The sequence below is a fragment of the Shewanella sp. BF02_Schw genome, from assembly GCF_014596695.2.
In the GTDB taxonomy this organism is placed as follows: Bacteria; Pseudomonadota; Gammaproteobacteria; order Enterobacterales; family Shewanellaceae; genus Shewanella.
The window spans coordinates 40,440-66,467 of sequence record NZ_JABKAW020000004.1; the positions used below are offsets into that span (position 1 = coordinate 40,440).

The following is a 26,028-nucleotide window of genomic DNA, read 5'->3' on the forward strand; positions in this document are numbered from 1 at the left end:
GGTAAATGAGTTCACATAAATGCCAATATGTGTATTTTATGGCACTAATGTTACAGTCTTTCGTGACTTCACTTTATCTATGAGTTGAGTCATGTGGGTGGTGAAATATGGCCGTTGTTAGTTGTAGAGGTTTTTGTCGATTAACGGCAGCCACACTTGCGCTTTTAAGCCACCTTGAGGGCGATTAGACAGTTTAACTTTGCCGTGATGACGGTCGATAATGCGTTTAATAATCGCCAGTCCTAGGCCTGAACCAACACTGCCACGTGCGGTATCGCCTTGAGTAAAGGGTTGAAAGAGCTGTTCAACTTGGTCTTCATTAATACCAGGGCCATTGTCTTCTACACTAAAGCACAAGTATTGACCTTGATTATATGAGCTGATTTTTATCCACCCGTTACCATAGCGGAATGCGTTTTCGACTAAGTTACTTAATACGCGTTTTATCGCCACACTATTGATGGCTATTTCGGGACAGTCAGCCAGAGATAACTCAATGGTGCCTTCGCGGTGTGACTCTTGTTGGCTGATTTCTTGGATCAAACGATTAATTTGGTCGGGTTCACGTATGCCTTCTTGGTCGTTACGAATATAAGCAATAAATTGATTAATAATCGCATCCATGTCTTCAATATCAGTGACAATGCCTTCTTTCAAATATTGGTCGTCTTCTACCATCATTTCTGACGCTAAGCGTATGCGAGTTAATGGCGTGCGTAGATCATGTGAAATCCCTGCCATTAGCAAGGCGCGGTCTTGCTCAAGCTGCTTCATGCTATTGGCCATTTGGTTAAAGGCATGAGTAACTTCAACAATTTCGGTTGAACCAATCAATGGTAACGTCGGTGGGAAATCGCCTTTAGACACGGTTACCGCCGCTTTTTGTAAGCGTTTAAGCGGACGATTTTGTCTGCGGGCAAACAGCCAGCCACCGGCGACACTGAGCCCGCCAATCACCAGTAAATATAATGTTAGTGGAGACAGGTCTGATTCATTAATACCTGTGAGCGGCACTTTAATCCATAAAGAAGGGGCTTGTGGCGGTTTTATCCACACATCGAGCTTTTCACCTTGCGAAAAGCGCACTTCAGCTTCGCCGCCAAGATAAACCGACATTTGTTCTGACAAGAAACTGTAATAAGTGGCTTGGCCGAGTCCGGCTTCTTGCGCTTGTTTTTGGTTATAAACGGTCATGCCATCGTCACGCACTTTGGCGTTTAGGGCATCCACCATGGTGAGATGTTCACGGCCAACATCGACCCCATCAACAAATAGTATATTGATTTGGCGGGCAATCAGTTGGTTAATTTGCTCATAACTGGGCTTGATAAAGTAAACGGCGACAGACCAATATGACACTAATTGATTGATCAACAGTAAGCTGCCAATCAACAATACGGTTTGACTAAAAGCGCTTCTGGGCAAGAAGCGTTGCCACCATTTTAACTTGAGTTTCATGGATTACTTACGCGTGGTGCCGTCGGGTACAAATACATAACCTAAACCCCAAACCGTTTGAATATAACGTGGGTTAGCGGCATCTTTTTCAATTAAACGGCGTAGACGTGACACCTGAACATCGATTGAACGCTCAAGGGCAGAGTAGTCACGGCCACGGGCCAGGTTCATTAATTTGTCACGTGATAGTGGCTCTCGAGGATGGTTTACCAGCACTTTAAGTACGGCAAATTCACCACTGGTAAGTGCAATACTTTCATCGCCATGAAACATTTCACGAGTGGCTAAATTTAGCGAAAACTCGCCAAACTCAATCATTTCTTCTTGCTGAGCTGGTGCGCCTGGTACTTCAACAATTTGACGACGCATAACCGCTTTAATACGTGCTAATAATTCACGTGGATTAAACGGTTTAGGTAAATAGTCATCAGCGCCTAGCTCTAGGCCAATAATACGATCAACTTCATCGCCTTTGGCGGTCAGCATCACGATAGGGATAGGGTTTTCCTGCTGACGCAAACGGCGGCAAATAGACAAACCATCTTCACCAGGTAGCATGAGGTCGAGCACCAGTAGATGAAAGTTTTCGCGCTCTAGTAATCTATCCATTTGTTCAGCATTGGCAGCGCTGCGAACTTGGAAGCCTTGCTCAATTAAGTAACGTTCTAATAATGCACGTAATCTCATGTCATCATCGACAACGAGAATCTTAGAGGTTTCTTGGCCCATGACATATCCTTTTAACGCTAAATTGATACCAGCAATGACTCAGTATGAAGTGTAATCGCTTGAATTTGAATAGCTGATTGTGGCAGAAATTGTAACTAAATAGCTGTAAATGTTTGTTTATCGCTTAAATAGCAACAAATGGTCAGTTAAATTACCAGTATCTACGCTAAACGATAATGCCAATTGCTGTTTGCTAGGCTGATAAACCATGCTGGGACTAGTACTGGGTAAGTTAGATGTGTGTTGGAGATGGCTATTAAAAACGGGCTCAAAGGTTAGCTGATTTTGGTGTAATTCAAACCGTCCCCATTGTAAGTGAGTGACGTGCTCATTGGCTTGTGGGTCTTGGTGTAGGTTAATGTTCACCATGGCGTAATAGCCATTGTCGAGCAGTACCAAGCTACTCAGCGCTGGGGTAGACAATTGATGCCATACACCATAGACCGATTGGTTTGGGGTGAAGCCATACTGATGTTGCTCATCCGCAATGCTATCGGCATTGGTATCTATGGTTAAGGCGAGTTGTAACGACTGTGATGTCAGCGTCATGTTTAATTGCGGATACTCGAATTGATATGCGGCTAATCCTTGTTGGGCATTATTGCTGTAGCTAGGGATAAAGTTAGCAGTTGTTGATTGCAGATCCAAGCGTCCCCATTCTGCAACGCTATTTTGTGGCGCGCTTAAGTTAAGTTCTAGGTGTAAGTAGCTGCGATTATGATTTAACTGCAACAAGGTAATACGTTCAGGTGTGTTGATTACCCAATCACCAAATACGTTGTTTTTTGCTTCTTGGATCGTCGGTTTCTCGCTAGCTTGCAGTGGGTTTGCCAACAGTAAACAGCCGGTCAGCAGGAAGGGAATGAGGCTTATTGAGCTAAGCGACGGGATGTCGGGTTTGTTGCCTGTTAACACGGTAAACATAAGATCCCTTTATGTTTGATGATGCGGTTAAAAACGAAAAATAGAATTGCATGCGGTAATTTTAATCAGTCTTAAACCTTAGTCTTTAATGCGGATTTATCAAATAAAAAAGCCCGCAGCATAATGCCACGGGCTTGAAGCCTTGATTGAGTTTAGCCTTTTATTGAACTTAGCCTTTTACTGAGCTTAGTCACTTATGGCACCAATGTAAGTAAAGGCGCTTAGGTTACTACTTGAAAGTCCAATGCCATGGTCACGCTTAATGCGGTAATGGTAATAATGGAAAATCCAAATACTTGTCTAGCCCAAGACTGCAAATTGATGCCGCGACGATAACCTTTTAACGCCATCGCTAGCCACCATAAACTGGTGGCAAAGGTCACGGCCATAAAGGCAATACCTGTGTAACCCGCCAGCGGTAATAGTGCGCTAACCAATGCAAAAACAGCAATGTACAACACGATATGCAACTTAGCTTTAGCCATGCCTTGGGCAACCGGTAATACCGGAATATTAGCAGCGGCGTAGTCGTCAAAGCGAAAAATCGCAATCGCATAAGAGTGGGGCATTTGCCATAGGCTAAACATCAGCAGCAAAATAATTGCGCCCATGTCCATTTGCCCGGTGACCGCACAATAGCCAACGACCGGTGGCACGGCACCCGAAAAACTGCCTACTAGGGTGCCGTAAACCGAGTTGCGTTTCATGTACAGGCTGTACACCCCGACATAAACCACATAGCCAATGGCGGCAAATAACACCGCTAAGCTATTAGTGAATATCGCCAGCATGGTAAAGCCTACAACACCCAAACCAATACCAAAGCTCAATACCGCTTGTACTGATATTTCACCGGTAACGGTAACTCGGTTTCGAGTACGCTTCATCTTGGCGTCGATGTCGCGATCAATGCAGTTATTGATTGCGCAACCCGACGCTACCACCAAAGATAAACCTATCATGGTGGCAAACATCAAGGTCATATCAACATTGCCTTGAGCCGCGAGTAAAAAGCCGCCTGCGACAGAAATTAAATTGCCCATGATGATGCCTGGTTTGGTTACCTGAACATATCCTCGTAAGCGTGAGGTTAATTGTGCTGACATAGATTGACCTTGATTATTCATGATAGCTGTCGGTTACATCATCAATTCATTGGCTGCGTAGATAATCCACACAGACAAACCCACAACCATGACAATAATCAAGGCCGTGAATAAGAACGAGAATGTATTGATTCTGCCTTCTTTAGAAAAATCTAAATGGAGGAAGTATTTCAAGTGCACCACGATTTGCACGATAGCCGCAGCGACGACAATCCATAAGGTGGTGTCATGATCAAAGCTGTGAGTCATTACCGACCAAAATGGAATACCGGTTAAGATCACTGATAATACAAAGCCGACTAAATATGACTTAACGCTAGCGCCAAAGTCGCCCTCGGCATGACTTGAATGTGCATTGCTCATCACAAGACTCCTAACAAATAAACAACGGTAAACACACACACCCACACGATGTCTAAGAAATGCCAAAACAAACTTAAGCAACTCAAGCGGGTGATGCTGCGATTATTTAAACCGCACTTGACGACTTCGACCATCATGATCAGCATCCAAATTAAGCCCGCGGTAACATGCAAGCCATGCATGCCGACTAAGGCGAAAAATGCTGATAAAAAGGCGCTGCGATCTGGACCATTGCCATGTTCAATCAGGTGATGGAACTCGTACACTTCCATGGCGATAAACACACAACCCAAAGCGAAGGTGATTAATAACCACCCTAAAGTCGCCGCTTTCTTTTGGTGTATCGCACAAATCATGGCAAAGCCATAAGTAATACTACTGACAAGTAATGCAGCGGTTTCGATAAGGACGAAGTCTAATTCGAAAATATCTTTACCCGACACTCCACCATCGGTGTTCATGAATAACACGGCATAAGTGGCAAAAACGGATGCGAACAAAATACAGTCGGTCATTAGGGGCTGTTGATCTTTCACATTGGCAGCCAAATTATAGAGCAAGCTAGAGCCAGCAGGCTTTCAAAATTAATTTTCAATTTATCATAGCGGGTCGCTATCGCTCTAAAATGCTTAAGCCGAGCAAAAGCATTTTCAACTAAATGCCGATATTTGTATAAACACCAATCGATATCTCCATTTCCTTGCTTCGAATTTTGTCTTCTAGGGATCACTGGCTTGGAACCACATTCACGCACTTTATCTCTAATCGCTTCACTGTCGTAGCCTTTGTCTGCAATAATAAAATGACTTTGTGGCAACAGTTCAATAAGGGCATTAGCTGCTTTACTATCATGAACTTCTCCACCTGTAACAATGAATTCTATCGGTAAACCATAGCTATCTACCGCGAGATGGATTTTGCTTGTATTACCACCACGACTTAGCCCAATTGCTTGATTTTCATCAGATGATGCACCTGAACTGTGTTGATGTGCTTTTACATAACTTCCATCAATAAATTCCCATTCAGTATCACTATTAGTCGATAATGTTTTGAACAGCCTGAGTAAAATACCTTTTCTTGACCACAGTAAAAAACGACGGTAAATGGTATTCCATAAGCCAAAATATTCAGGTAAATCTCGCCAAGGGCAGCCGACACGCAATCGGTAAAGGATCCCTTCCATCGTAAATCGATGCTCTTGCTTGTTATAAACTCTATCATCAAGCAGAATAGCTTTTAGCTTCGACCACATCTCATCAGTGAGCATTAATCGGGGCATGGTAATCTCGTTGTATTTGTTTTTGGCGAAGTGAATTATACGAGATTACCTTCTTCGCACAAAATTCAAACAAAGATCAACAGCCCCTAGATAAATCCAAAAACCGAACAAGGTGTTACCACTGGTATCGTGGTGTTCTTCGTGGTGTTGATCACCGTGCTCAGCAGAATGAGCGTCGTGTAAATCTGCTTTAATAGCAATACTCATTATCGGCCCCTAGCTACGTTATCTATATGTGCATTTTCAATACGCGCGACTTCATCAGGTTGCACGTAGTAGTCAACATCATTGTTATAAGCACGCATCAAGAACAGTACAAACGTACCCGCAAACCCAACAATAGCTAACCACCAAATATGCCAAATTGCAGCAAATCCCATCACCGTAATACACGCCGCCATAGCAATACCGCTGGCAGTATTTTTAGGCATATGAATAGGCTGGTATGTTTCACGACGTCTGTAGGCAGTGCCTTTTTCTTTCATGTCGGTGAACGCATCAATGTCTGTTACTGGATCTAACTGGGCAAAGTTATAGAACTGTGGTGGTGAAGATGTTGACCACTCAAGCGTGTGGCCGTTCCATGGATCGCCTGTGGTATCTAAGTTTTGCTCACGGTCACGGAAGCTGACATACAATTGTACAAACTGTAAAATAATACCCACAAGAATGATAAATGCGCCGACTACGGCAAAGTAAAGCCAGAAGTTCCACGCTGGGTTATCTGTGTGGTTAATACGACGAGTCATGCCCATAAAACCAAGCACGTACAACGGCATAAAGGCCACATAGAAGCCAATTTGCCAGCACCAAAATGATGCCTTACCTAAGCGTTCATTGAGTGTGAAACCCATCGCTTTAGGGAACCAGTAAGCAAACCCCGCCATGTAGCCAAATACCGCACCACCAATAATGGTGTTATGGAAATGGGCGATTAAAAACAAGCTGTTATGCAGTACATAGTCTGCGCCAGGTAATGCTAACAATACCCCGGTCATGCCGCCGATGGTGAAGGTCACCATAAAGCCTAAAGACCACAATACTGGCACGGTAAAACGTAAACGGCCGCGATAAATGGTAAATAACCAGTTAAACAGTTTTACCCCCGTCGGCACCGCAATCACCATGGTCATTACGCCGAAGAACGCGTTAACGTTAGCGCTTGAACCCATGGTAAAGAAATGGTGTAACCACACAATAAAACCAAGCACCGAAATTGCACCTGTTGCCCACACCATTGAGGTGTAACCAAATAAACGCTTTGAGGTAAAGGTTGAAAACACTTCAGAGAAAATACCGAAAGCCGGTAATACCAAAATGTATACTTCAGGATGACCCCAAGCCCAAAACAGGTTGATGTACATCATGGCGTTACCGCCACCATCATTGGTAAAGAAGTGGAAATCTAAATAACGATCTAAGGTCAACATGCCTAAAACAGCGGTTAAAATTGGGAACGATGCAACGATTAACACGTTAGCCCAAGTACAGGCCCAAGTGAAAATAGGCATTTGCATTAGCTTCATGCCAGGTGCACGCATTTTTAACACGGTGGCGATAAAGTTCACCCCAGTTAAGGTTGTCCCGATACCGGATATCTGCAAGGCCCAGATATAATAATCAACCCCCACCCCCGGACTGTATGCCAGCTCAGACAATGGCGGATAAGCTACCCAACCGGTTTTAGCAAACTCACCGAGTCCTAGCGATATGTTAATTAACACCGCGCCAGAGGTCGTTAGCCAAAAACTTAAGTTGTTTAAGAATGGGAACGCCACATCGCGGGCACCAATCTGTAATGGCACGACCAAGTTCATTAAACCAATCATAAATGGCATTGCCATAAAGATAATCATGATCACGCCGTGGGCTGTGAAGATTTGGTCGTAATGTTCTGGTGGTAAATAGCCCGCAGCGCCGTTAGTGGCAAGTGCTTGCTGAGTTCGCATCATAATCGCGTCAGAAAAACCACGGACCAGCATTACCATCGCTAATACGATATACATAATACCGAGTTTTTTGTGGTCAACCGAGGTTAACCAGTCGTGCCAAAGCACGCCCCATTTTTGATGTTTAGTAATTAAGGCCGCAATGATGACACCAATAATGGCGACAGCCGCTAGGGTCACCATAATAATGGGTTCGTGATACGGAATAGACTCGAGTGTTAATTTTCCAAGAAATGACATGATTACTCCGCCTCCCCAGAAGCAGTCGAAGAATGCTCTGTGGTTGAGTGTGTAGAGGATGAAAGTCCAGAATGTTGTTCAGCGTCCATGTCAGTCATATGCTGCATATCTTTCATATGTTCGGTATGTTCCATACCAGACATTGATTTCATGTTGCCCATGTCATGCATACCTTCCATGCCTTCCATACTGTCCATTGGTTTCATATTCGAGTCAGGGTGCATGTATTGCATAACAATGTGGTTAAACATGCCTTTTTGCACTGACCCATAATATTGAACAGGATTATTTTCGCTCTTTTGAGCTAGTTGCTCATATTGCTCAACATCCAAGGTATTCCCTTGTTGTTTTATCTTGGCAACCCACGCATCAAAATCGCCGGCTGTTGCAGTCGCAATGGCATTAAACTTCATGCCCGCAAAACCAGCGCCACTGTAGTTAGCTGAAATACCTTTAAAAGTACCAGGCTCGTTTGCGATAAGGTGTAACTTGGTCGCCATGCCAGCCATTGAGTAGATTTGACTGCCTAACTGCGGAATGAAAAATGAATTCATTGCCGTGTCTGAAGTGATTTTGAAGTTAACCGGCACGTTCGCAGGGAAGGCCAATTCGTTAACCGAAGCAATACCATATTCTGGATAAATAAATAACCATTTCCAATCCAGTGACACCACTTCAACTTTTACCGGTTTAGCATCATGAACAAGCGGTTTATAGGGGTCTAAGTCATGGGTCGAATTCCAAGTGATAACACCAAGAATGATCACGATAACAATTGGTACAACCCACACCACAATTTCAATAGCGGTTGAGTGCGCCCATTTAGGTGCATAAATTTCTTCATCGCGGCCATCACGGTATTTCCAGGCAAAATACAAGGTCATGAAAATCACCGGAATAACCACAATCAGCATCAGTAATGTCGCCACAATAATGAGATGCTTCTCATCTATACCGATTTGACCCTTGGGATCCAGCACGCCGCCTTCACAGCCTGCGAGCATAAATGCTAATGCAGCTAGCGCTGGTTTACTTAAATTTCGAATTAACAAAGGAAGATTCCTCTCACCTTAAAAGCTTACTACGCTACCAATTGGGGGATCGGCAGTTGCAGAATAATCATCGAATGCAAATAACTGCACCAAAGGACTCGCTCAAATCAATTAACAGTGATTTTGGCGTACGTCTTAAGGCAATATAGATTTTGCGAATGATGTATTTAAATTAAAATATTTAAGCTTGTAGAGGAGGGGCGCGGCAACCATGTGCCGTGTATTCAAGGGATTTAGGGGTAACAGCAGATAAAGCACTTAGCGCGTAGCTAAGAGCAAGAAGATTACAAAATGTAGAATTGAGATTGAATAAACGCCAAAATTGCTCGATCACCAATGGGTTTAATATTAGTAGGCCCAGAAAGCTAGCGCCCATAACTTCAGCTAGTAAAGTGTCAACAACGGCAATAAATTCACTGATATCGACGACATGCCCCATCGACATAGATAATGAATCAGCTAAGGGTTGCAGCAACAGTAACCCGAAACACAACGTTAAATGTGCTTTACTCAATTTAGACAGCCTTGCGATGCGATTAAGCGGCTTAGCTAGGTATTGGCAAAGAGTTAGATTCAAGAAACGATTCCAAACGAGCTCAAAGGAGTGGGTAGTTGAATCAATAGATCCAGCTGACGATTTTCATTGGCAGGAGAATAACAAGAAGGCGCTATTGATTGAAAGTAAATCAGAGTAGTAAAACAGCGGAATTATTAAATAAACTTGAATTCGAACAATATCTATACTGTTTATTTACATGTTTAACTGTTTTGTTACTTGTCGATAGCTCAAAAATCACAAATCTGTGATCCATACACCTAATATAGATGGGTGGATGTCATCAGATACAAGCGCCTTAATTCAACAATCCTAACATCTATACCCGTGATCATTGAAAATGCTTGATTTTGTCCCAAATGGGATCATCATAGCCCCATGAAACAAATTACACTCTCGCCAGAACAAAAAGTAGCATTGGAAACTCGACATAAAAGCTCGAGTGATAGGCGTGAGTGTGATCGCATTAAAGCCATTTTACTACGCGATGAAAATTGGCCAACGCCAATGATTGCCCAAGCGTTACGTATTCACGAAACGACCGTAGTTCGATACATTGATGCCTATGCTCACGACCAAAAACTCACGTGTAATAGTGGCGGCTCCTTAAGTTATCTGAGTCAAGAGCAAACTGAACTATTGATTGCACACCTGTGTGAGGTGACCTACTTGCATAGCCATCAAATAGTCGCTTATATCTCAGAACAATTTCAGATTAAGTACACAGTGTCAGGCCTCAATAAATGGCTGCATAAACATCAGTTCAGCTATAAAAACCCTAAAGGGGTTCCTCACAAATTTGATGAAGACAAACAAACGGCTTTCATTGAATATTATGAGCAACTAAAATCCTCGTTAACCCCTGATGAACCGTTATTATTTATGGATGCGGTTCATCCGACCCAAGCCACAAAAATCACCGCAGGCTGGATAAAAAAAGGCGTTGATAAACCGATAGAAACGACGGGAAGCCGAACCCGTATTAACGTGGTTGGTGCAATCCGACTTGGTCACTTAACAGAAGCGGTCATTGAGCAATATAGCAAAACGGTTAACGGTGCATCCATCATCGATTTTTTAAACCAAATTAGAGCGCGTTACTCAACAAGTGGTGTTATCCATTTGGTGCTTGATGGCGCTGGATACCATCGAAATGCCTTAGTAGTTAAAGAGGCTAAAAATCTGAATATAACATTGCATTACCTGCCGCCTTATAGTCCAAATTTAAACCCAATAGAACGATTGTGGAAGGTAATGAATAAACATGCGAGGAATGGGCAATACTTCGCAACGACAAAAGAATTCCGACGAAAAATCACTGACTTTTTTAGCATCACCCTCCCCGATATTGCCGATACACTCGGTGATACAATTAATGATAACTTTCAGAAATTAAAACCTGCAGTTTGAATTCACTTGAGTATATAGATACGCCCTTGAGGGGTTGTGAGGATCATATTTTTTTCGATCTAAAATATTTTCTGGCTTCTGTATTGTTACCAATCGATATCGCAATAAATGCTTGGGGGACAGCAGATTATCTATTAAGGTTATTAGCGGCTGTCACCGCCAGTTCAGCAACGTCAAATAGACAAGCAATAATCGTCTTATGACTCGAGTATAAAGATCTTCTATCCATTGATGTTCCGTTGCGGATAATGCTGCTAAGTGACTAATGATGCAGCTTTAGTACAACAAGTCTCCATCAATAAATAACTCTATAATCCATTTGAAAATCTGTATTCCATTCACTATAAAGGCGGTTTTTTAAATCATTTAAACAATGAAATATCTAGATCTTTCTCAATAACTGACTGAACTGCTACACTCATTTTGATTATGTTAAGGTAAGATTAATTTTTATGCAGCGTCCACCACTACGTCAAGCCAAAACCATCGATAACGTTTTTAATAGTGCTTATTGGCATCTTGGCCAGCAAGACTTTACCATTAACGAAATTCGCACCAAGCTTGAGCGTAAAACCGACAATCAACAATGGATTGATACCGTACTCGCCAGACTCATCGAGGGCGGTTATTTAAAAAGTGACTTTGACTTTGCGGTACGTTACTGCGAGTTAGCCTTTAGTAATGAAATCGGTATTGGTGCCATAAGGCGTAAGTTACAGCTGCGCGGCGTAAGTGCTACAGAGATTGATACCGCGATAGAGCAAGTGATGCACGAACAAACAGTGGACCTTTTTGAGTTAGCCACATCGCGATTGTTGAGTCGGTTTGAAAACTTCTATGGTACCAACATAGAAAAAGTCTATTCCCAGATGACCACAAAAGGTTTCTCTCGGGCTGAAATTGATCACGCATTAGCACAACATCCACAACGTGAAACCCTGCGCAGTAAATTAGCCCTCAAAGCCGACAAAGCCGATTTAACCACTGAAATAATCAAACTGTTTAATAAAGGCAAAGGTAAAACCCTTATCTTGCAGGAATTAAAGCAGCGACTGATTGATGTAAGCGACTTTGAAGAAACCTTGTACCAACTAACGCTAACAGAAGACGTCGATTTTTATCAAAGCTGCAAAAATGAACTGGCTAAGAAACGCTATAACTTAGCGGACTATAAAGAAAAGTCGAAAGCGTATGCCTATTTATCCCGTAAAGGATTTGGCAGTGATGAAATAAAAGAGGCAATGACGCTAGATGATGAGTAATAACGTTTACCGCCGATATCACTGAGACAACGGATATCGGCAGACTTCTTACGACTCACTACTCACGATTTTTCATTCACCATTGCACTTTTACCGACTTGAGTGATGGCTAACATCTAACATCTAACATCTAACATCTAACATCTTCAATCTCAAATTTATGTTATTCAGCGAGCTATTGTCAGTTTGGTGGCTGTTATTCATTAGGCTTTGCCAGATGCAACGGGTCGAGTATTGCTTTAAGTTTATCTTCGTCTAAATCGGTTTCTTCAAGTGCAATGGCTAATACTGATTTATGTTCTTTATCTGCACGTTTAGCAATTTTTGCGGCCATATCGTAACCCACCACTGAATTAAGTGCGGTAGCCAGAATGGGGTTTTTCTCCAATGCCTGGGTCAAGTGATCGACATTAGGCTTAAACTCGGCAAACACTTTGTCGGTCATGGCCTGGCAGGCATGGGTTAATAAATCAATACTGGACAGTAGTTTGTCGGCAATCAGTGGCAGCATCACATTTAACTGAAAATTACCCGATTGCGCCGCGATGGTGATGGTTGTTTCATTGCCGATAACCTCAGCAGCAATCATAGCTACGGCTTCTGGGATAACGGGATTAACCTTACCGGGCATTATCGATGAGCCGGGTTGCAGCGCCGTTAAACTAATTTCTTGTAATCCTGCCACAGGGCCAGAGTTCATCCAGCGTAAGTCATTGGCGATTTTCAATAAGGTAACCGCTAACCCTTTGAGCGCCGAAGCCATGGCTAAGGTGTGATCTTGGCTACTCATATACAATGCAGGGATTGCCGCAGCTTGCCAAGGGATTTGATCTTGCTGTTGTAAGTCATCACATGCAAGTTTGGCAAAATTGGGGTCACAATTAACGCCAGTGCCCACCGCAGTGCCGCCCAATGGTAAATGATGCAGGCTTAGCTCAAGGTGCTGAATTCTAGCTTGAGCGCTGTCTAGTTGTTGTTGCCAACATTGCAGTTCTTGCCCAAGTGTAATGGGCATGGCGTCCATTAAATGGGTGCGACCGGTTTTTACTGTATTTGAATACTCATCGGCCAAAGTTGCTAATTTGTCACTCAAGCCCTTAATCGATGGATACAACAAGCCCTTTAATTGCCTAACCGTACTGATATGAATGCAGGCGGGCACCACATCGTTACTGCTTTGACCCATATTGATATGATCATTAGGGTGAACTTTTGCCTGCAAAATGTTGCTAGCGAGGCTGGCAATGACTTCATTAACATTCATATTAGAACTGGTGCCAGAGCCTGTTTGGAACAAATCAATTGGAAAGTGCTGCGAAAAATCAAGCTTCTTACTGGCGATAATCGCTTGTTGAATTGCATTGGCCATAGCGTTATCTAACAAGCCGAGTTGGCTATTAGCCTGTGCTGCAGCTGATTTTATGTCGAGTAGGGCGAGTATTGCTGGCGACGGAAAGCGTCGCTCAGAAAACTGAAAGTTATCTCGTGCACGTTGAGTTTGCGCCTGGTAATAAACATCATCTGGCACCTGAACTTTCCCCATGCTGTCATATTCTATACGTATCTTACTCATAAGGTTTTCGACTCGATTTTTGATTGGGATATGTTAGTGTGTTCACTAAGCTTAGCAGGAAGTGCCAGTAAACGTTTATAGGGAGATCAGTAATGAACCATTCTATGCAATTATTGAAACAGATTGAAAGTAATGACAAAACTTTCCGGTATTACAGCTTTGATCGACTAGCAGAACACTACGATTTATCCCGCTTACCCTTTGCGGCAAAAATATTATTAGAAAATCTACTGCGTTATGAAAATTCGGAATTTGTCCAGCCGAAGGATATTGAAATCTTGGCCCGCTGGGATCTGGATAACTGGTCTGAAACCGAAATTGCCTTTGTCCCTTCTCGAGTCATTCTACAAGATTTTACCGGTGTACCTTCAGTCGTCGATTTGGCCGCTATGCGTGATGCAATCGTGACATTGGGCGGCAATGCCGACGCTATTAATCCACTGAACCCGGTGGAGCTGGTTATTGACCACTCAGTGATGGTCGATGTATTTGCCGAAACAGGGGCGTTGCAAAAAAATACTGCCATTGAAATTCAACGAAACCGCGAACGATATCAGTTTTTGCGTTGGGGTCAGCAAGCCTTCGACAACTTTAAAGTGGTACCGCCCGGGCGCGGTATCGTGCACCAAATCAATCTGGAATATCTGGCGAGAGTGGTCTTTGTCAAAGAAGATGAAGATAACCTATTGTATCCAGACACCTTAGTCGGAACCGATTCTCACACCACCATGATCAACGGTTTGGGGGTATTGGGTTGGGGCGTCGGCGGCATTGAGGCTGAGGCCGCGATGTTAGGCCAACCCGTGACGATGTTGTTACCCGAAATTGTCGGATTTGAATTTATCGGTAAATTGCCTCCAGGGGTTACCGCTACCGATCTGGTGTTAACCGTGACCGAACAACTGCGCTCATTTGGCGTGGTAGGTAAGTTTGTTGAATTTTTTGGTGCCGGTGTCGATCAATTAACCTTGGCCGATAGGGCGACCATTGCCAATATGGCGCCAGAATACGGTGCTACTTGTGGCATTTTCCCGATTGACCAACAAACACTAGATTACCTAAAGCTTACTGGTCGTGATCCAGAGCATATCGCGCTGATCAAGGCGTATCTTAAACAGATGGGTATGTGGGCAAGTGCATCCGACAACAAAGCCTGTTATCACGCCAGCTTACAACTGGATTTGGGCAGTATTGTGCCTTCTATCGCTGGCCCCAAAAGGCCACAGGACAGAATTGCACTTGAGCAAGCTGGAGTCAGTTTCCGTCAGTGGTTGGATAGTCAGATCCCTGTTAGCCACATCGACGCCGAAGGTAAAGACGAGCTGGCAAGCGAGGGTGGCCCATCAGTGCAAGTTTCCGTCGTTGATGGTAGTACCGGTGTTGCTTGCCGTTATCGAGATAAAGACTTTGTGCTGGAAGCTGGCGCGGTAGTGATAGCGGCGATAACCAGCTGTACTAATACCTCTAATCCATCGGTGTTAATTGCAGCCGGACTATTGGCCAGAAACGCTCGTGAAAAAGGCTTACAGGTTAAACCTTGGGTGAAAACCAGCTTTGCACCTGGCTCACAGGTAGTGACGGATTATTTAATAAAATCAGGTCTTAATGTCGATTTAGATGCACTAGGCTTTCAGTTGGTTGGCTACGGCTGTACCACCTGTATTGGTAATTCCGGCCCATTGCCTCAACCCGTCAGCGAAGCGATACAACAGGGCAGGTTAAAGGTGTGTTCGGTGTTGTCGGGCAACCGTAACTTTGATGGACGTATCCATCCAGAAGTGCAAGCCAATTACTTAGCATCGCCGCCATTAGTGGTGGCATATGCATTGGCCGGTAATATGAAAGCCGATATGGTCACTGAGCCATTGGGTGAAGATGCTGATGGTAATGCGGTGTATTTAAAAGATATCTGGCCAGACAATCAGGAAATCCAACAGGTCATGGCCAGCGCTGTGCAAAGTGAGATGTTTGTTTCCCGTTATGCCGATGTATACAGCGGCGACGCAGACTGGCAAGGGCTTGAGGTGGTGCAGAGCCAAAAATATAACTGGCCCGATTCCACCTATGTTAAACAGCCGCCATTTTTTGACGGGATCAGTGCCGAAATACCGAAAATTATGGCTATCGACAATGCCCGTTGTTTACTTAAGTTAGGTGATTCGGTCACTACCGACCATATTTCACCTGCGGGATCTATTGCACCAGACAGCCCTGCCGGAGACTATTTACAGCAAGCTGGAGTCGCCATTAAGGACTTTAACTCTTACGGTTCACGCCGTGGCAACCATGAAGTAATGATGCGCGGCACCTTTGCCAATGTAAGGCTAAGAAACCTGCTGGCACCGGGAACCGAAGGCTGTTGGACACGTTCAATGCCTAACGGTGAGTCGATGACAGTATTTGATGCCGCTATGCAGTATCAGCAACAAGGTACGCCTTGTATTGTGCTGGCAGGGAAAGAATATGGCACCGGTAGCTCACGAGACTGGGCGGCCAAAGGGCCTGCATTGTTGGGGGTAAAAGCGGTTATCGCGCAAAGTTATGAGCGTATTCACCGTTCTAATTTGGTTGGAATGGGTATCTTGCCACTGCAGTTTATGCCTGATGACAGTGCAGAATCGCTAAACCTCACAGGTGAAGAGCAATTTAGTATTCCTGCGGTAAGTGCCGAGCAGAAAACCGTGAATGTATCAGTGACCGACAAAGCGGGTAAGCAACATTCGTTTGAAGCTAAAATCCGCATTGATACCCCTAATGAGTTTAGTTATTACCGACATGGCGGCATCTTGCATTATGTATTACGTAATTTAGCGAGGTAATTTAGTTAAGTCTTCTCGCTCAGTCGCTTGGTTTTAACCTAAGGTTATGACCTGCTTTAAATAACCCGTAAATAGGTTCAAGTTTAACGATTTGGGCCTATTTTTTTGAGTGAAAAAATGAGCTGCTATGACGGGAAGATAAGTTATTTGCTTATGTTGATTTAGGGATTATGTTGAGTAAGGGATTATGTGGCGCAAGCTTTGTAAACTCATTTATGCCCACTACGAGTAAAAGAGGTTACTACTTCCCATTTTTTTAGATTAATTTTCAATACATTAATCTGTGAGGGTAAAGCCTTTCGTGCCTATGTATTAGTCACTGAAGACGACATCATCACGACCTCTGTTTTTTGCGAGATAAAGTGCTTCATCTGCGCGTTGTAGCCATGTGTCTGCAGTTGTACCTGAAACCCAGAGTGCGACACCAAATGACACGGTTATTTCTTCGCCATCTGGATTTTTCAATTCTTTTTTAATCGCCGTTCTCAGGCTGTCAAAAAACGCTGGTTGTTGATTACTGCTCTCGGGAATTAATAGCACAAACTCCTCCCCGCCAAAGCGATAAAGCCGATCATATTTACCAATGTGCGAAGTGGTAATTGTCACAAAATTTTTAAGTATTTGGTCGCCCACAGCATGACCGAATTTATCATTAACCCTCTTAAAGTAATCTAAATCTAGGATGGCTAGCCACTGCCTAATACTGTGGCTATCAGCGTTGGATAACACCTCATTCATATCTGAGCTCATGGCGCGGCGATTAAATGCACCTGTGAGTGGGTCTATCGTATTGAGATCTTCCAGCAAGCGAAATTGCTTGGCACTGTGGCTGGCATAAACGAAAACACACAATGACAACATCAAGTTTGTCACAATGAAGGAGTCCTCTGATATGGTGGCAAAAATGTTAGATAGTTTTACTACAGCAACGCCGGCGACAGCATTAATACCAAGGGCTTCAATTGGCTTTACCAGAACAAAAGTGCTGGCGAAAACAGGGTAAATCCACAAAAAACTATCTATTCCGTTAGCAATAACAATAACGACAACACCGACATTAATAAATATTGCTATCACCGCGCTTACGATGCGGATTTTTTTTACATAATGTGCATAAGTAACTAGCGCTATGATGCCTAATATCAGCGTAATATCAATAATTGCAGCCGTGAAGTTACCAGCAAGATAACGTATCACCACAAAAGGAGAAATCCCCAATACAGCCACGGCGCTGAGTAGCAACAATAGTGACAGTTGATATTTTTCCTGCAGCTGATTGATCATAATGCACTCGCAATAAGTTTAATTATTATGTTGTTCAAACTGAGACATTAACAAGTTGAAACCCCTGTTTTGCTTGTTAAAAATCACCAGTATCTTTGGCTTAGAATACTACACCTTTCACTATTTAGTTTTGCTTATATTTCGTGCAAATATTGTCTAGTCATCATTTCGTTTAAAATCATTATTGTCATCTCTATTAAGGGTTATCTTTATCCTTGCGCTTCGATTATGCTCGCTTGTTAACATCAGTTTTCGTGCTGAAGCTCAGTGAATTTGTCCTGTTGATTCACTGGCAATAACGCTAACGTTGACTTATTTTAGATTTTAAACGCTAAGGTATTGTAGTCCATCTTTAAGTTAACATAACGTACTGACTTGGAAGTCAATTTACAAAGGGAATTTACATAAGGAATTTACAAAAGGAGTTTGGCTGTGTTTGACATTATTGCCGTTTATTCAGGATTAATCGCGACAATTTGAATTATTATTGGCGTAACTTCAATTGGCAATAAACTCAGCAAAGACACAAAACAGTTGGCTACGCTGTAAATTGGTATAGCCTACTGTCAATGGTCTATTAGTAAAGCGTTTTACCAACAGCTACGAGGAAGTAACATGGAAGTAAATGTATTTGAAAGAAGCAGTACTACTGATCCCATTATTAGTGCGGCAGCCTATAATTTTGCTATCGGTTTAACCCTCTGTTGGGGTTTTGCTATGAACTGGTTGATGGTCACAAATATCGATCCTCAATCGATAGCAGATGTAAATCCTTGGATTTTCTTTATTGGGTACTTTGCTTCATGCTTTTTTGGTCTGTATCTGTTTAATAAGTCTAGTAATCCACTGGTGAGTTTTATTGGCTACAATTTTGTCGTTATTCCCTTTGGTTTAATTATTAACTTGGTGGTGAGTGGCTACGATGCCTCCATTGTATCTGAAGCGATTCGGATTACTGGCTTAGTGACCATTGGCATGATGTGCTTAGGGTCTATGTTTCCCGCTTTTTTTAAAAAAATATCTGGCGCACTCAGTATCGCCCTGCTGCTTGTTATTGTTGTGGAGTTGATTGAGATATTTGTTTTTGGGATCCACCATGGGATTATTGATTGGATAGTGGTGCTGATTTTCTGTGGCTATATTGGTTATGACTGGGGGCGAGCTAATCAGATACCCAAAACACTCGATAATGCGATTGATAGCGCAGCTGCGTTGTACATGGACATCATCAACTTGTTCCTTCGTATCTTAAGAATACTTGGGCGCAAATAAGTTCAGTGCGTGATTGTGAAGTAAATAGGGAGAATGTTGTGTATAGGGTTATTGTAGAAAAATAAAGCGTATTATCTTCATTATTAATCTATAAATGCGTGATGTCGGACTAAAATAATCAATTTGTAAGTCGCAGTCGGCGTCTGTTGTCCTCCCTTTTGTGGTGTGATTAGACGTGATTGAACTCTACATGCTATGGATGAGAAGACATCTACAGCAGACTTTTGGACTCCTGTAAGATTACCGTTAATTCACAATGGCTAAAAATATTATGGAACATAAACGATACTTTCTCATTCTGTCAGTCATCTTTGGTATTGAATTCCTAGTTATTTCTATATCGCCTTATGATCGAGCCGATTGGGCGCTTGAAAATGTACTCGTTGTCTTATCTGCCATGTTCATTTTTTTTACGTATAAGAAATGCCCATTATCGCGACTCTCTTATAGTTTGATATTTGCCTTTATGAGCTTGCATGAAATAGGTTCATATTATACTTATTCCAATGTTCCCTATGATGCATTTTTAACGTCGTATTTTAACTTTAGCCTTAATGAATATATGGGCTGGACCAGGAACAATTTTGATAGATTGATTCATTTGGCATACGGTCTTTTATTGGCATATCCTGTTAGAGATTTGTATTGTCGGATTGCTGGTTTGAAAGGCTTTTGGAGTTATTTAACGCCTTTAAATCTTATTATGGCAACATCGATGCTATATGAATTGATTGAGTGGGGCGCCGCTGAGGCATTTGGTGGCGAGCTAGGAATGGCATATTTAGGCACACAGGGAGATGTTTGGGATGCACATAAAGATATGGCCCTGGCAAGTCTTGGCGGTTTTATAGCGATGGCGATAACTCTTTTTATCCATTCACGTATTCAGAAAGACTTTCGAGAACAATGGACATTAAGTTTAACAGTAAAAAATAATGAATATTAAGCAGGAAATTAAAGCCCTAGTGTGCAACTTGACTAGCAATAGACATGCTCACCTAAGATGGGTACTGATTAGAGTCCAGCCTATGTTCACATGGTTGTTAATCACAGAGCTAAAAACTGCAGGCTATGTTGTTACTCTCAATATGAGCCCACAATTTTTAAACCATATACCCAAGACAGATCAAAATACACAATCCTGCATTTCGGGACCATTTGGTTATTATTAACGGTAAACCATACCGCCATCGATCAGCGGCGCCTGACCTGTCATGTAATCAGAGTCTGGACCCGCTAAATATGAAACAAAGTTGGCGACATCTAAAGGTGTTTGCGCACGACCAAGGGCAATGCCTTTCACGTATTTATTATAGGTTTCACCTATTGGAGCCCCAGTAATTTCAGAAAAGCGTTTATCAATCTCGACCCACATATCGGTTCCGACCACACCAGGGCAATAAGCATTGACTGTAATACCTGCGCTAGCATATTCCTGTGCTGCAGCCTGAGTTAACGCACGCACTGCAAATTTAGTCGCCGAATATGCGCCCAGTAAAGCAAATCCGTTATGGCCCGCAATGGAAGATGCACTGATAATTTTGCCTTTTTGCTTGCGTTCGATGAATTTTTTTGCCGCGGCTTGAATACCCCAAAGGGTTCCGTCTACGTTGATCTTTTGGATTTTATCCATTTCTTCTTGAGTAATATCGGCTATGGCTTGAACTTGCGCAATACCTGCGTTATTCACCATAATATCGAATCCACCTAAGGCTTTTTCTACATGGTCTATAGCGGCATAAACTTGTTTCCGGTCGCTAATGTCAGCTTTAAAAGTAGTTGATTTTCGACCAAGGGCTTCGACCTCAAGAGATACTGCGAGCATTTTTTCTTCGTTTAGATCAACGATGGCAACATCTGCTCCATCTTTTGCTAAACGAAGTGCAATGGCACGTCCTATGCCCTGAGCTGCGCCAGTGACTAGCGCTACTTTTCCTTGTAATGACATATCTGACTCCTTTTTGATAATAGATAAGGAAGACCTTTTTATAGCCTTCCAGATAACGATTGAATGATCAGTTTACAAGGACGTAGAGCAATAAAATTAGATGTAGATCAATTCGAGTCAGCATAATGGTTGAAAATTAAACATGTTTAATCTCTAAGAATGACCTTTCAATATTAGTGAGGAGCATTTAGATATCATGCTTTTAGTTTAAAAATACTACACTAATCAATGGTCAACATCATCAGGATGTGTAACCGCCTCCTTCGGTCAATACCTTTAATATCTAATTAGCATGTTAGATAAAAATTGAATCACCCTTCGAACATCAATGCTGTTTATCTACTCCGCTCTCATTAGGTTGTTGAAATTTTATCCTGTATGGCCAGTCTTAATCTGTTAAATGACAATGTTGTCATATAGGTTGCGAGTGCGATGCGTCAGGTGAGATACTTTTAAGTGTTTCCCAAGGATAAAACTCAATGAACGTATTGCTTGTCGAAGATGAACAAAAAATTGCAGATTTTATCTGTGAAGGTTTGCGCGCCAAAAATTTCGATGTCACTCATTGTGCCGATGGTAATCAAGGTTATCAGGCGGCAAGCAACAATACTTATGATGTGATTATTCTCGACATTATGCTTCCGGGCAGAGATGGCTTGGATATTCTTCGTTCGCTGCGTCAACAAGGTGTCGATACGCCCATTATTTTGCTTACAGCACGTAATGAGTTGGGCGATCGCGTTCAAGGGTTAGACATGGGCGCAGATGATTACTTAGCTAAACCATTTTATGTTGAAGAGTTGCATGCTCGCATTCAAGCCTTATTACGTCGGCATGGCGGCACACAACAGCATGTTGTCGAAGTAGGTGCATTGCAACTTGATTGTATTAATCGCAGCCTTAATTGTCAGGGACAATCGGTCGAACTTACTAGTCGAGAATTTAGCCTGCTTGAACATTTAATGCGTTCACCCAACCAAGTGTTAACCCGGGGGCAGTTGTTGGAGCATGTTTGGGGATACGACTTTGATCCTTGTACCAATGTTGTCGATGTGTGCATTAAACGTATCCGCAGTAAGATGGCTTCTTTAGAGAAGGCCGGAAAAATGGTCGGCGCCATTGAGTCTGTCCGCGGCACAGGCTATCGCCTGAGCATTCGATAAGGTGTTAATATGCATTTTCGTACTCGTATTTTTGCCATATCAATTTTAACGGTAACCGCTGTGCTTACGTTGGTTATCAGCCTAAGTTGGTCGCGTATTATGACTGTAGAATTGACTCACCTTGATTCTCGCCTTTGTATGGAAGCAAAACGCTTAATACCCAAGCATACATTACCTGATGTAAATAATTCCGCTGCCAATATAAGTAATTTACGCGACACTTCGCTTTCTAGTAGCCGGTTAATGACTGATTTAACGGACAAGTTACGAATCAATTCACCTAGTCAATTAATGCTGTCTGTCGGTTCTGCTGAGCAAGGCTTTTTAACCGCGCCAGACGGTGTAGACGTACAAGGCGTGATAAGTCGCTTAAATTGGCTACGCGCTGAGTCACTCATATTACCCCACAACAATAAAGCCGACGCGGTTTGTCAGCAGGCCTTTTTTAAACATCAGCAAAACCGATGGCGAGCCAGCTTATTTCAAACCTCAAACCAACAAAGTTTTATCGCTGTGAATATTGCAGCCACCACAAATCAGTTAACGAATACCTTGCTGACCGCGTTGGGTGTGGTTATTCCTTTTTCATTACTGCTCAGTATTCTAGGCGCATGGATTATCTCGACCAATACCATTAAACCAATAAACAGATTACATAAAGCCATGGATAAGGTGACCCAAAAAGATCTTAGCCATCGCTTGCCTGAGCATAAAGAAGACAAAGAATTCAAAATGTTGATTGATGCATACAATATGATGCTCGATCGCCTAGAGGACAGTTTTCAACAAGTTTCTCGTTTTACGGCTGATGCCGCTCATGAGCTAAAAACACCACTTACAGTGCTAAGAGGTAAGCTTGAACAAGCTGTGTTGTCTGAAAACCCATCGCTATTGGATCTCAATGCCATTCTTGATGAAGTAGGGCATTTGTCGGCTATTACCCGTAAATTGTTGCTGCTATCACAGGCGGATTCTGGCTCTATGGCGTTGCATTTTGAACCGATAAATATCACTGAATTGGTCGATGAGTTGATTGCCGATATGACCTTGCTGTCAGATGAACTGGAGCTTGATTGTGTTATTGAAAAAGGGTTAATCACTAAAGGCGATATTGTGTTGCTGAAGCAGCTGTTAAATAATCTGCTCGTAAACGTAATGCGTTATAGCCTTCATCACAAAGGTATCACTATCCACGCTCGCCAACACGAGTCTGCTATAGAAGTGGTTATTAGTAATTTTTGTCTGCCGATATCTCACGAGGTCAGGGTCAAACTGTTTGATCGTTTTTACCGCGGAGAGCCTGCTCATACCCAAGGCATATCCGGCAGTGGTTTAGGGTTAAGTTTAGCCAGAGAAATTGCTCGCGCGCATGGTGGCGATCTTACGCTTGAGCCCAGTGATATTGAGGTTGTGACGATGCGGCTGTTGTTACCCATCGTTAAATGACAACATTGTCATCCATCAGCGAAGCCTAATCGATACACTTAAGTTAACTCATTAATCGTTAACTTAAGTGTATTGGAGATTAGGCCATGAATACCCACATTATTGGCGCCATTTTATCTTTGACGTTGCTCAGTGCAAACGCCGTTAATGCCAAGCCGTCAATTGAACTCACCAGTCCTGCATTTTCCGATAAGGGGACATTGCCAGTTGAATTTACCTGTGAGGGAGAGGGTATCTCACCACCATTAAGTTGGCGCGGAGTACCAGACGGAACCCAGTCATTGGTAGTGATCATGGATCACATGCCTAAGCCTCATTTCACAAACAATGTCGCAGGCAACGAAAAGAACGCACCAAAGGCTGACTCGGCTGACAATAACAAAGGCACTCCACCTCAAGGTGACACTAAGGCACCTAAACTAAACCAGCCTGAAGAACTCAAGTGGTATTGGACTGTGTACAATATTCCGGCGCAAGCTTCTGGTATTGGTTCTGGCAGTAAAGAAAAGCAATCTGTTGGTTCATTTGGCAGTAATACGGTGAATAATCGTAACGAGTATGCACCGCCATGCTCTAAAGGGCCTGGTCAAAAAGTGTATACTTTTCATCTTTATGCACTATCCAAATCTTTAGATATCGATTCGTCAGCCCCTGTGTCAGCCCCAGTATCAGCCCCTGTGTCTGCAATAATGCTTCGACAAAGCATGCAAGGCTTCATACTGGACTCAGACTCTTTGACAGTGAGTTTTGAGCGACACTGTCAAACGCCGCAACGGGCTCATTCACCACAAGCTCATCCGGAACAAGCACCGCCACATAATGACAGCATGGATCCGCTGTCAACATTGCCATTGTGTAAACCCACTTTGAATACGGCTTCTGCTGTTATTGATAGTAAGTAAACGCAAATCCGTTATTACAAGATTGTTAGCGCAGATCCGTCACTAAAAAGACATTAAGAGATCCACATGAAAAAGAACATTAAAAACACCTTGCTGCTTCTTACTCTTGGCGCAATCGTTGCCGTTGTAGGCTACAAGTACACTCAAGCACAACAAGATCAACCTATCTTTACCTCCGATGTGGTTAAACGCGGCAACATCGAAAAAGTAGTACTGACCAATGGCGTACTTTATCCGTCTAAATTAGTCAGTGTCGGTGCTCAAGTATCGGGGTTAATCGAAACAATGGACGTGAACGTTGGCCAAAATATAAAACAGGGCGACTTGATTGCTCAAATCGATAACTTAACTCAACAAAATGCCCTTAAAGAAGCCCAAGCATCACTGCAAAGTATTGATGCGCAATATCGGGCAAAGCAGGCTCAAATAAAAGTCGCACAGTCTGAATATGCTCGTAATAAAAAGATGCTGGTTAATGGCGCTGCCTCGGTATCAGATTTTGACTCGGCAGAATCGATATTGGCGGTTTATCTGGCTGAGCTTGATGAACTCAGTGCTGAAAAAGACAAAGCAATCATCAGTGTCGATAACGCTAAGCTCAATTTAGGTTACACAACTATTCGTTCACCTATTGATGGCACCGTGATTTACGTGTCGGTCGAAGAGGGGCAAACCGTTAATAACAATCAAGGCACCCCCAGTATTATTGAGCTGGCGCAATTAGACGTAATGACGATTAAAGCGCAAGTCTCTGAAGCTGACATTATCAATGTGAGTGCTGGGCAAGACGTGTATTTTAGTATTTTGGGCGCGACAGCGAAAAAGTACCGTGGTGTATTACGCACCATTGAACCAGGGCCAACTTTGCTTAGCGGCGCCGACAGCTCATTGATGATTGGCGATGATGAAGCGATTTACTACAACGCTTTGTTTGATGTTGAAAACCCTGACAACCTATTGCGCTTTGGCATGACAGCGCAGGTATCGATTATTTTAGCCAATGCGCAAGATACCTTGCTGGTCCCATCACAGGTATTGGTCACCAAATTAGGTTCGAGTACTTCGTATCAAGTGCCAGTGATCATAAACAACCACATTGAATACCGCGATGTTGAAGTGGGCATTAACAATAAAATCTACGCTCAAATCCTCTCTGGGCTTAACGAAGGTGATGAAATCATGCTTAGTCAATCTTCAGCTAAAGACAGCGCAGTTTCGATGACCGGTTTAGCTACAGGCAATAAGCTTGGACAACGTACACCTGGTCTTGGCAAAGAGATGAGGTTATAA

General features: G+C 42.9%; 21 protein-coding genes and 2 pseudogenes. 9 read left to right on the forward strand and 14 right to left on the reverse strand.

Features of this window, described 5'->3' with window-relative positions; all coding sequences use genetic code 11:
* Positions 1-117: 117 nt before the first annotated feature.
* From envZ to HNW13_RS15475, 11 genes and pseudogenes are all read right to left on the reverse strand, one after another.
* The gene (gene envZ, locus HNW13_RS15425) at positions 118-1,458 is read right to left on the reverse strand and encodes a two-component system sensor histidine kinase EnvZ (protein ID WP_101084844.1); all 1,341 of its coding nucleotides are present in this window, start codon (positions 1,456-1,458) and stop codon (positions 118-120) included.
* A gap of 3 nt (positions 1,459-1,461) precedes the next feature.
* Entirely contained in the window at positions 1,462-2,187 is a 726-nt protein-coding gene (gene ompR, locus HNW13_RS15430; RefSeq protein ID WP_162022047.1) for a two-component system response regulator OmpR, read from the reverse strand.
* Between the two features lie 117 nt (positions 2,188-2,304).
* Positions 2,305-3,111, reverse strand: coding sequence for a hypothetical protein (locus tag HNW13_RS15435; RefSeq protein WP_182743400.1), 807 nt, complete (start codon positions 3,109-3,111; stop codon positions 2,305-2,307).
* Positions 3,112-3,332: 221 nt separating this feature from the next.
* On the reverse strand, positions 3,333-4,238 hold the full coding sequence (gene cyoE, locus HNW13_RS15440; RefSeq protein ID WP_101084847.1) for a heme o synthase: 906 nt from the start codon (positions 4,236-4,238) through the stop codon (positions 3,333-3,335).
* A 12-nt stretch (positions 4,239-4,250) separates the two neighbouring features.
* Positions 4,251-4,580, reverse strand: a complete 330-nt coding sequence (gene cyoD, locus HNW13_RS15445; RefSeq protein ID WP_101084848.1) for a cytochrome o ubiquinol oxidase subunit IV — start codon at positions 4,578-4,580, stop codon at positions 4,251-4,253.
* Positions 4,580-5,098 (reverse strand): annotated as a pseudogene (gene cyoC, locus HNW13_RS15450) (cytochrome o ubiquinol oxidase subunit III); the annotation flags it as partial. The pseudogene cyoC and the gene cyoD, both read right to left, overlap by 1 nt.
* A gap of 14 nt (positions 5,099-5,112) precedes the next feature.
* A complete protein-coding gene (locus HNW13_RS15455; protein WP_124011573.1) occupies positions 5,113-5,862 on the reverse strand; it encodes an IS5 family transposase in 750 nt (249 codons plus the stop codon).
* Between the two features lie 87 nt (positions 5,863-5,949).
* Positions 5,950-6,069, reverse strand: a pseudogene (locus HNW13_RS15460) (cytochrome o ubiquinol oxidase subunit III); the annotation flags it as partial.
* Positions 6,069-8,051: a cytochrome o ubiquinol oxidase subunit I gene (cyoB, locus tag HNW13_RS15465; protein WP_192113988.1), complete on the reverse strand. Its 1,983-nt coding sequence runs from the start codon at positions 8,049-8,051 to the stop codon at positions 6,069-6,071. The gene cyoB and the pseudogene HNW13_RS15460, both read right to left, overlap by 1 nt.
* Before the next feature lie 2 nt (positions 8,052-8,053).
* On the reverse strand, positions 8,054-9,103 hold the full coding sequence (cyoA, locus tag HNW13_RS15470; protein WP_192113989.1) for a ubiquinol oxidase subunit II: 1,050 nt from the start codon (positions 9,101-9,103) through the stop codon (positions 8,054-8,056).
* A 181-nt stretch (positions 9,104-9,284) separates the two neighbouring features.
* Positions 9,285-9,680, reverse strand: a complete 396-nt coding sequence (locus HNW13_RS15475) for a hypothetical protein (protein ID WP_162022051.1) — start codon at positions 9,678-9,680, stop codon at positions 9,285-9,287.
* Between the two features lie 357 nt (positions 9,681-10,037).
* On the opposite strand from HNW13_RS15475, the gene HNW13_RS15480 reads away from it, so the two are divergent.
* A complete protein-coding gene (locus HNW13_RS15480) occupies positions 10,038-11,069 on the forward strand; it encodes an IS630 family transposase (RefSeq protein WP_124013279.1) in 1,032 nt (343 codons plus the stop codon).
* Positions 11,070-11,521: 452 nt separating this feature from the next.
* Entirely contained in the window at positions 11,522-12,331 is an 810-nt protein-coding gene (locus HNW13_RS15485; protein WP_101084853.1) for a RecX family transcriptional regulator, read from the forward strand.
* A gap of 196 nt (positions 12,332-12,527) precedes the next feature.
* On the opposite strand, the gene HNW13_RS15490 is transcribed toward HNW13_RS15485, so the two are convergent.
* Entirely contained in the window at positions 12,528-13,904 is a 1,377-nt protein-coding gene (locus tag HNW13_RS15490) for a lyase family protein (protein ID WP_192113990.1), read from the reverse strand.
* 92 nt (positions 13,905-13,996) lie between these two features.
* Here HNW13_RS15490 and acnA point away from each other — a divergent pair, with 92 nt between their 5' ends.
* The gene (gene acnA, locus HNW13_RS15495) at positions 13,997-16,723 is read left to right on the forward strand and encodes an aconitate hydratase AcnA (protein ID WP_192113991.1); all 2,727 of its coding nucleotides are present in this window, start codon (positions 13,997-13,999) and stop codon (positions 16,721-16,723) included.
* A gap of 312 nt (positions 16,724-17,035) precedes the next feature.
* Here the strand turns inward: acnA and HNW13_RS15500 are convergent, their stop codons facing one another.
* Positions 17,036-18,007 carry a GGDEF domain-containing protein gene (locus HNW13_RS15500; protein WP_192113992.1) on the reverse strand — a complete coding sequence of 324 codons (972 nt, stop codon included), beginning with the start codon at positions 18,005-18,007 and terminating at the stop codon, positions 17,036-17,038.
* 615 nt (positions 18,008-18,622) lie between these two features.
* On the opposite strand from HNW13_RS15500, the gene HNW13_RS15505 reads away from it, so the two are divergent.
* Both HNW13_RS15505 and HNW13_RS15510 read left to right on the forward strand, forming a co-directional pair.
* The gene (locus tag HNW13_RS15505) at positions 18,623-19,279 is read left to right on the forward strand and encodes a Bax inhibitor-1 family protein (protein ID WP_192113993.1); all 657 of its coding nucleotides are present in this window, start codon (positions 18,623-18,625) and stop codon (positions 19,277-19,279) included.
* 256 nt (positions 19,280-19,535) lie between these two features.
* On the forward strand, positions 19,536-20,225 hold the full coding sequence (locus HNW13_RS15510; protein WP_192113994.1) for a DUF2238 domain-containing protein: 690 nt from the start codon (positions 19,536-19,538) through the stop codon (positions 20,223-20,225).
* Positions 20,226-20,447: 222 nt separating this feature from the next.
* Here the strand turns inward: HNW13_RS15510 and HNW13_RS15515 are convergent, their stop codons facing one another.
* Positions 20,448-21,227, reverse strand: coding sequence for an acetoin reductase (locus HNW13_RS15515; protein WP_192113995.1), 780 nt, complete (start codon positions 21,225-21,227; stop codon positions 20,448-20,450).
* A 479-nt stretch (positions 21,228-21,706) separates the two neighbouring features.
* Here HNW13_RS15515 and HNW13_RS15520 point away from each other — a divergent pair, with 479 nt between their 5' ends.
* The 4 genes from HNW13_RS15520 (at position 21,707) to HNW13_RS15535 (ending at position 26,028) form a co-directional block, all read left to right on the forward strand.
* Entirely contained in the window at positions 21,707-22,390 is a 684-nt protein-coding gene (locus HNW13_RS15520; protein WP_162022055.1) for a response regulator transcription factor, read from the forward strand.
* A gap of 9 nt (positions 22,391-22,399) precedes the next feature.
* Positions 22,400-23,836, forward strand: a complete 1,437-nt coding sequence (locus tag HNW13_RS15525; RefSeq protein WP_192113996.1) for an ATP-binding protein — start codon at positions 22,400-22,402, stop codon at positions 23,834-23,836.
* Between the two features lie 86 nt (positions 23,837-23,922).
* Positions 23,923-24,738, forward strand: coding sequence for a YbhB/YbcL family Raf kinase inhibitor-like protein (locus HNW13_RS15530; RefSeq protein ID WP_192113997.1), 816 nt, complete (start codon positions 23,923-23,925; stop codon positions 24,736-24,738).
* 66 nt (positions 24,739-24,804) lie between these two features.
* Positions 24,805-26,028: an efflux RND transporter periplasmic adaptor subunit gene (locus HNW13_RS15535; RefSeq protein ID WP_192113998.1), complete on the forward strand. Its 1,224-nt coding sequence runs from the start codon at positions 24,805-24,807 to the stop codon at positions 26,026-26,028.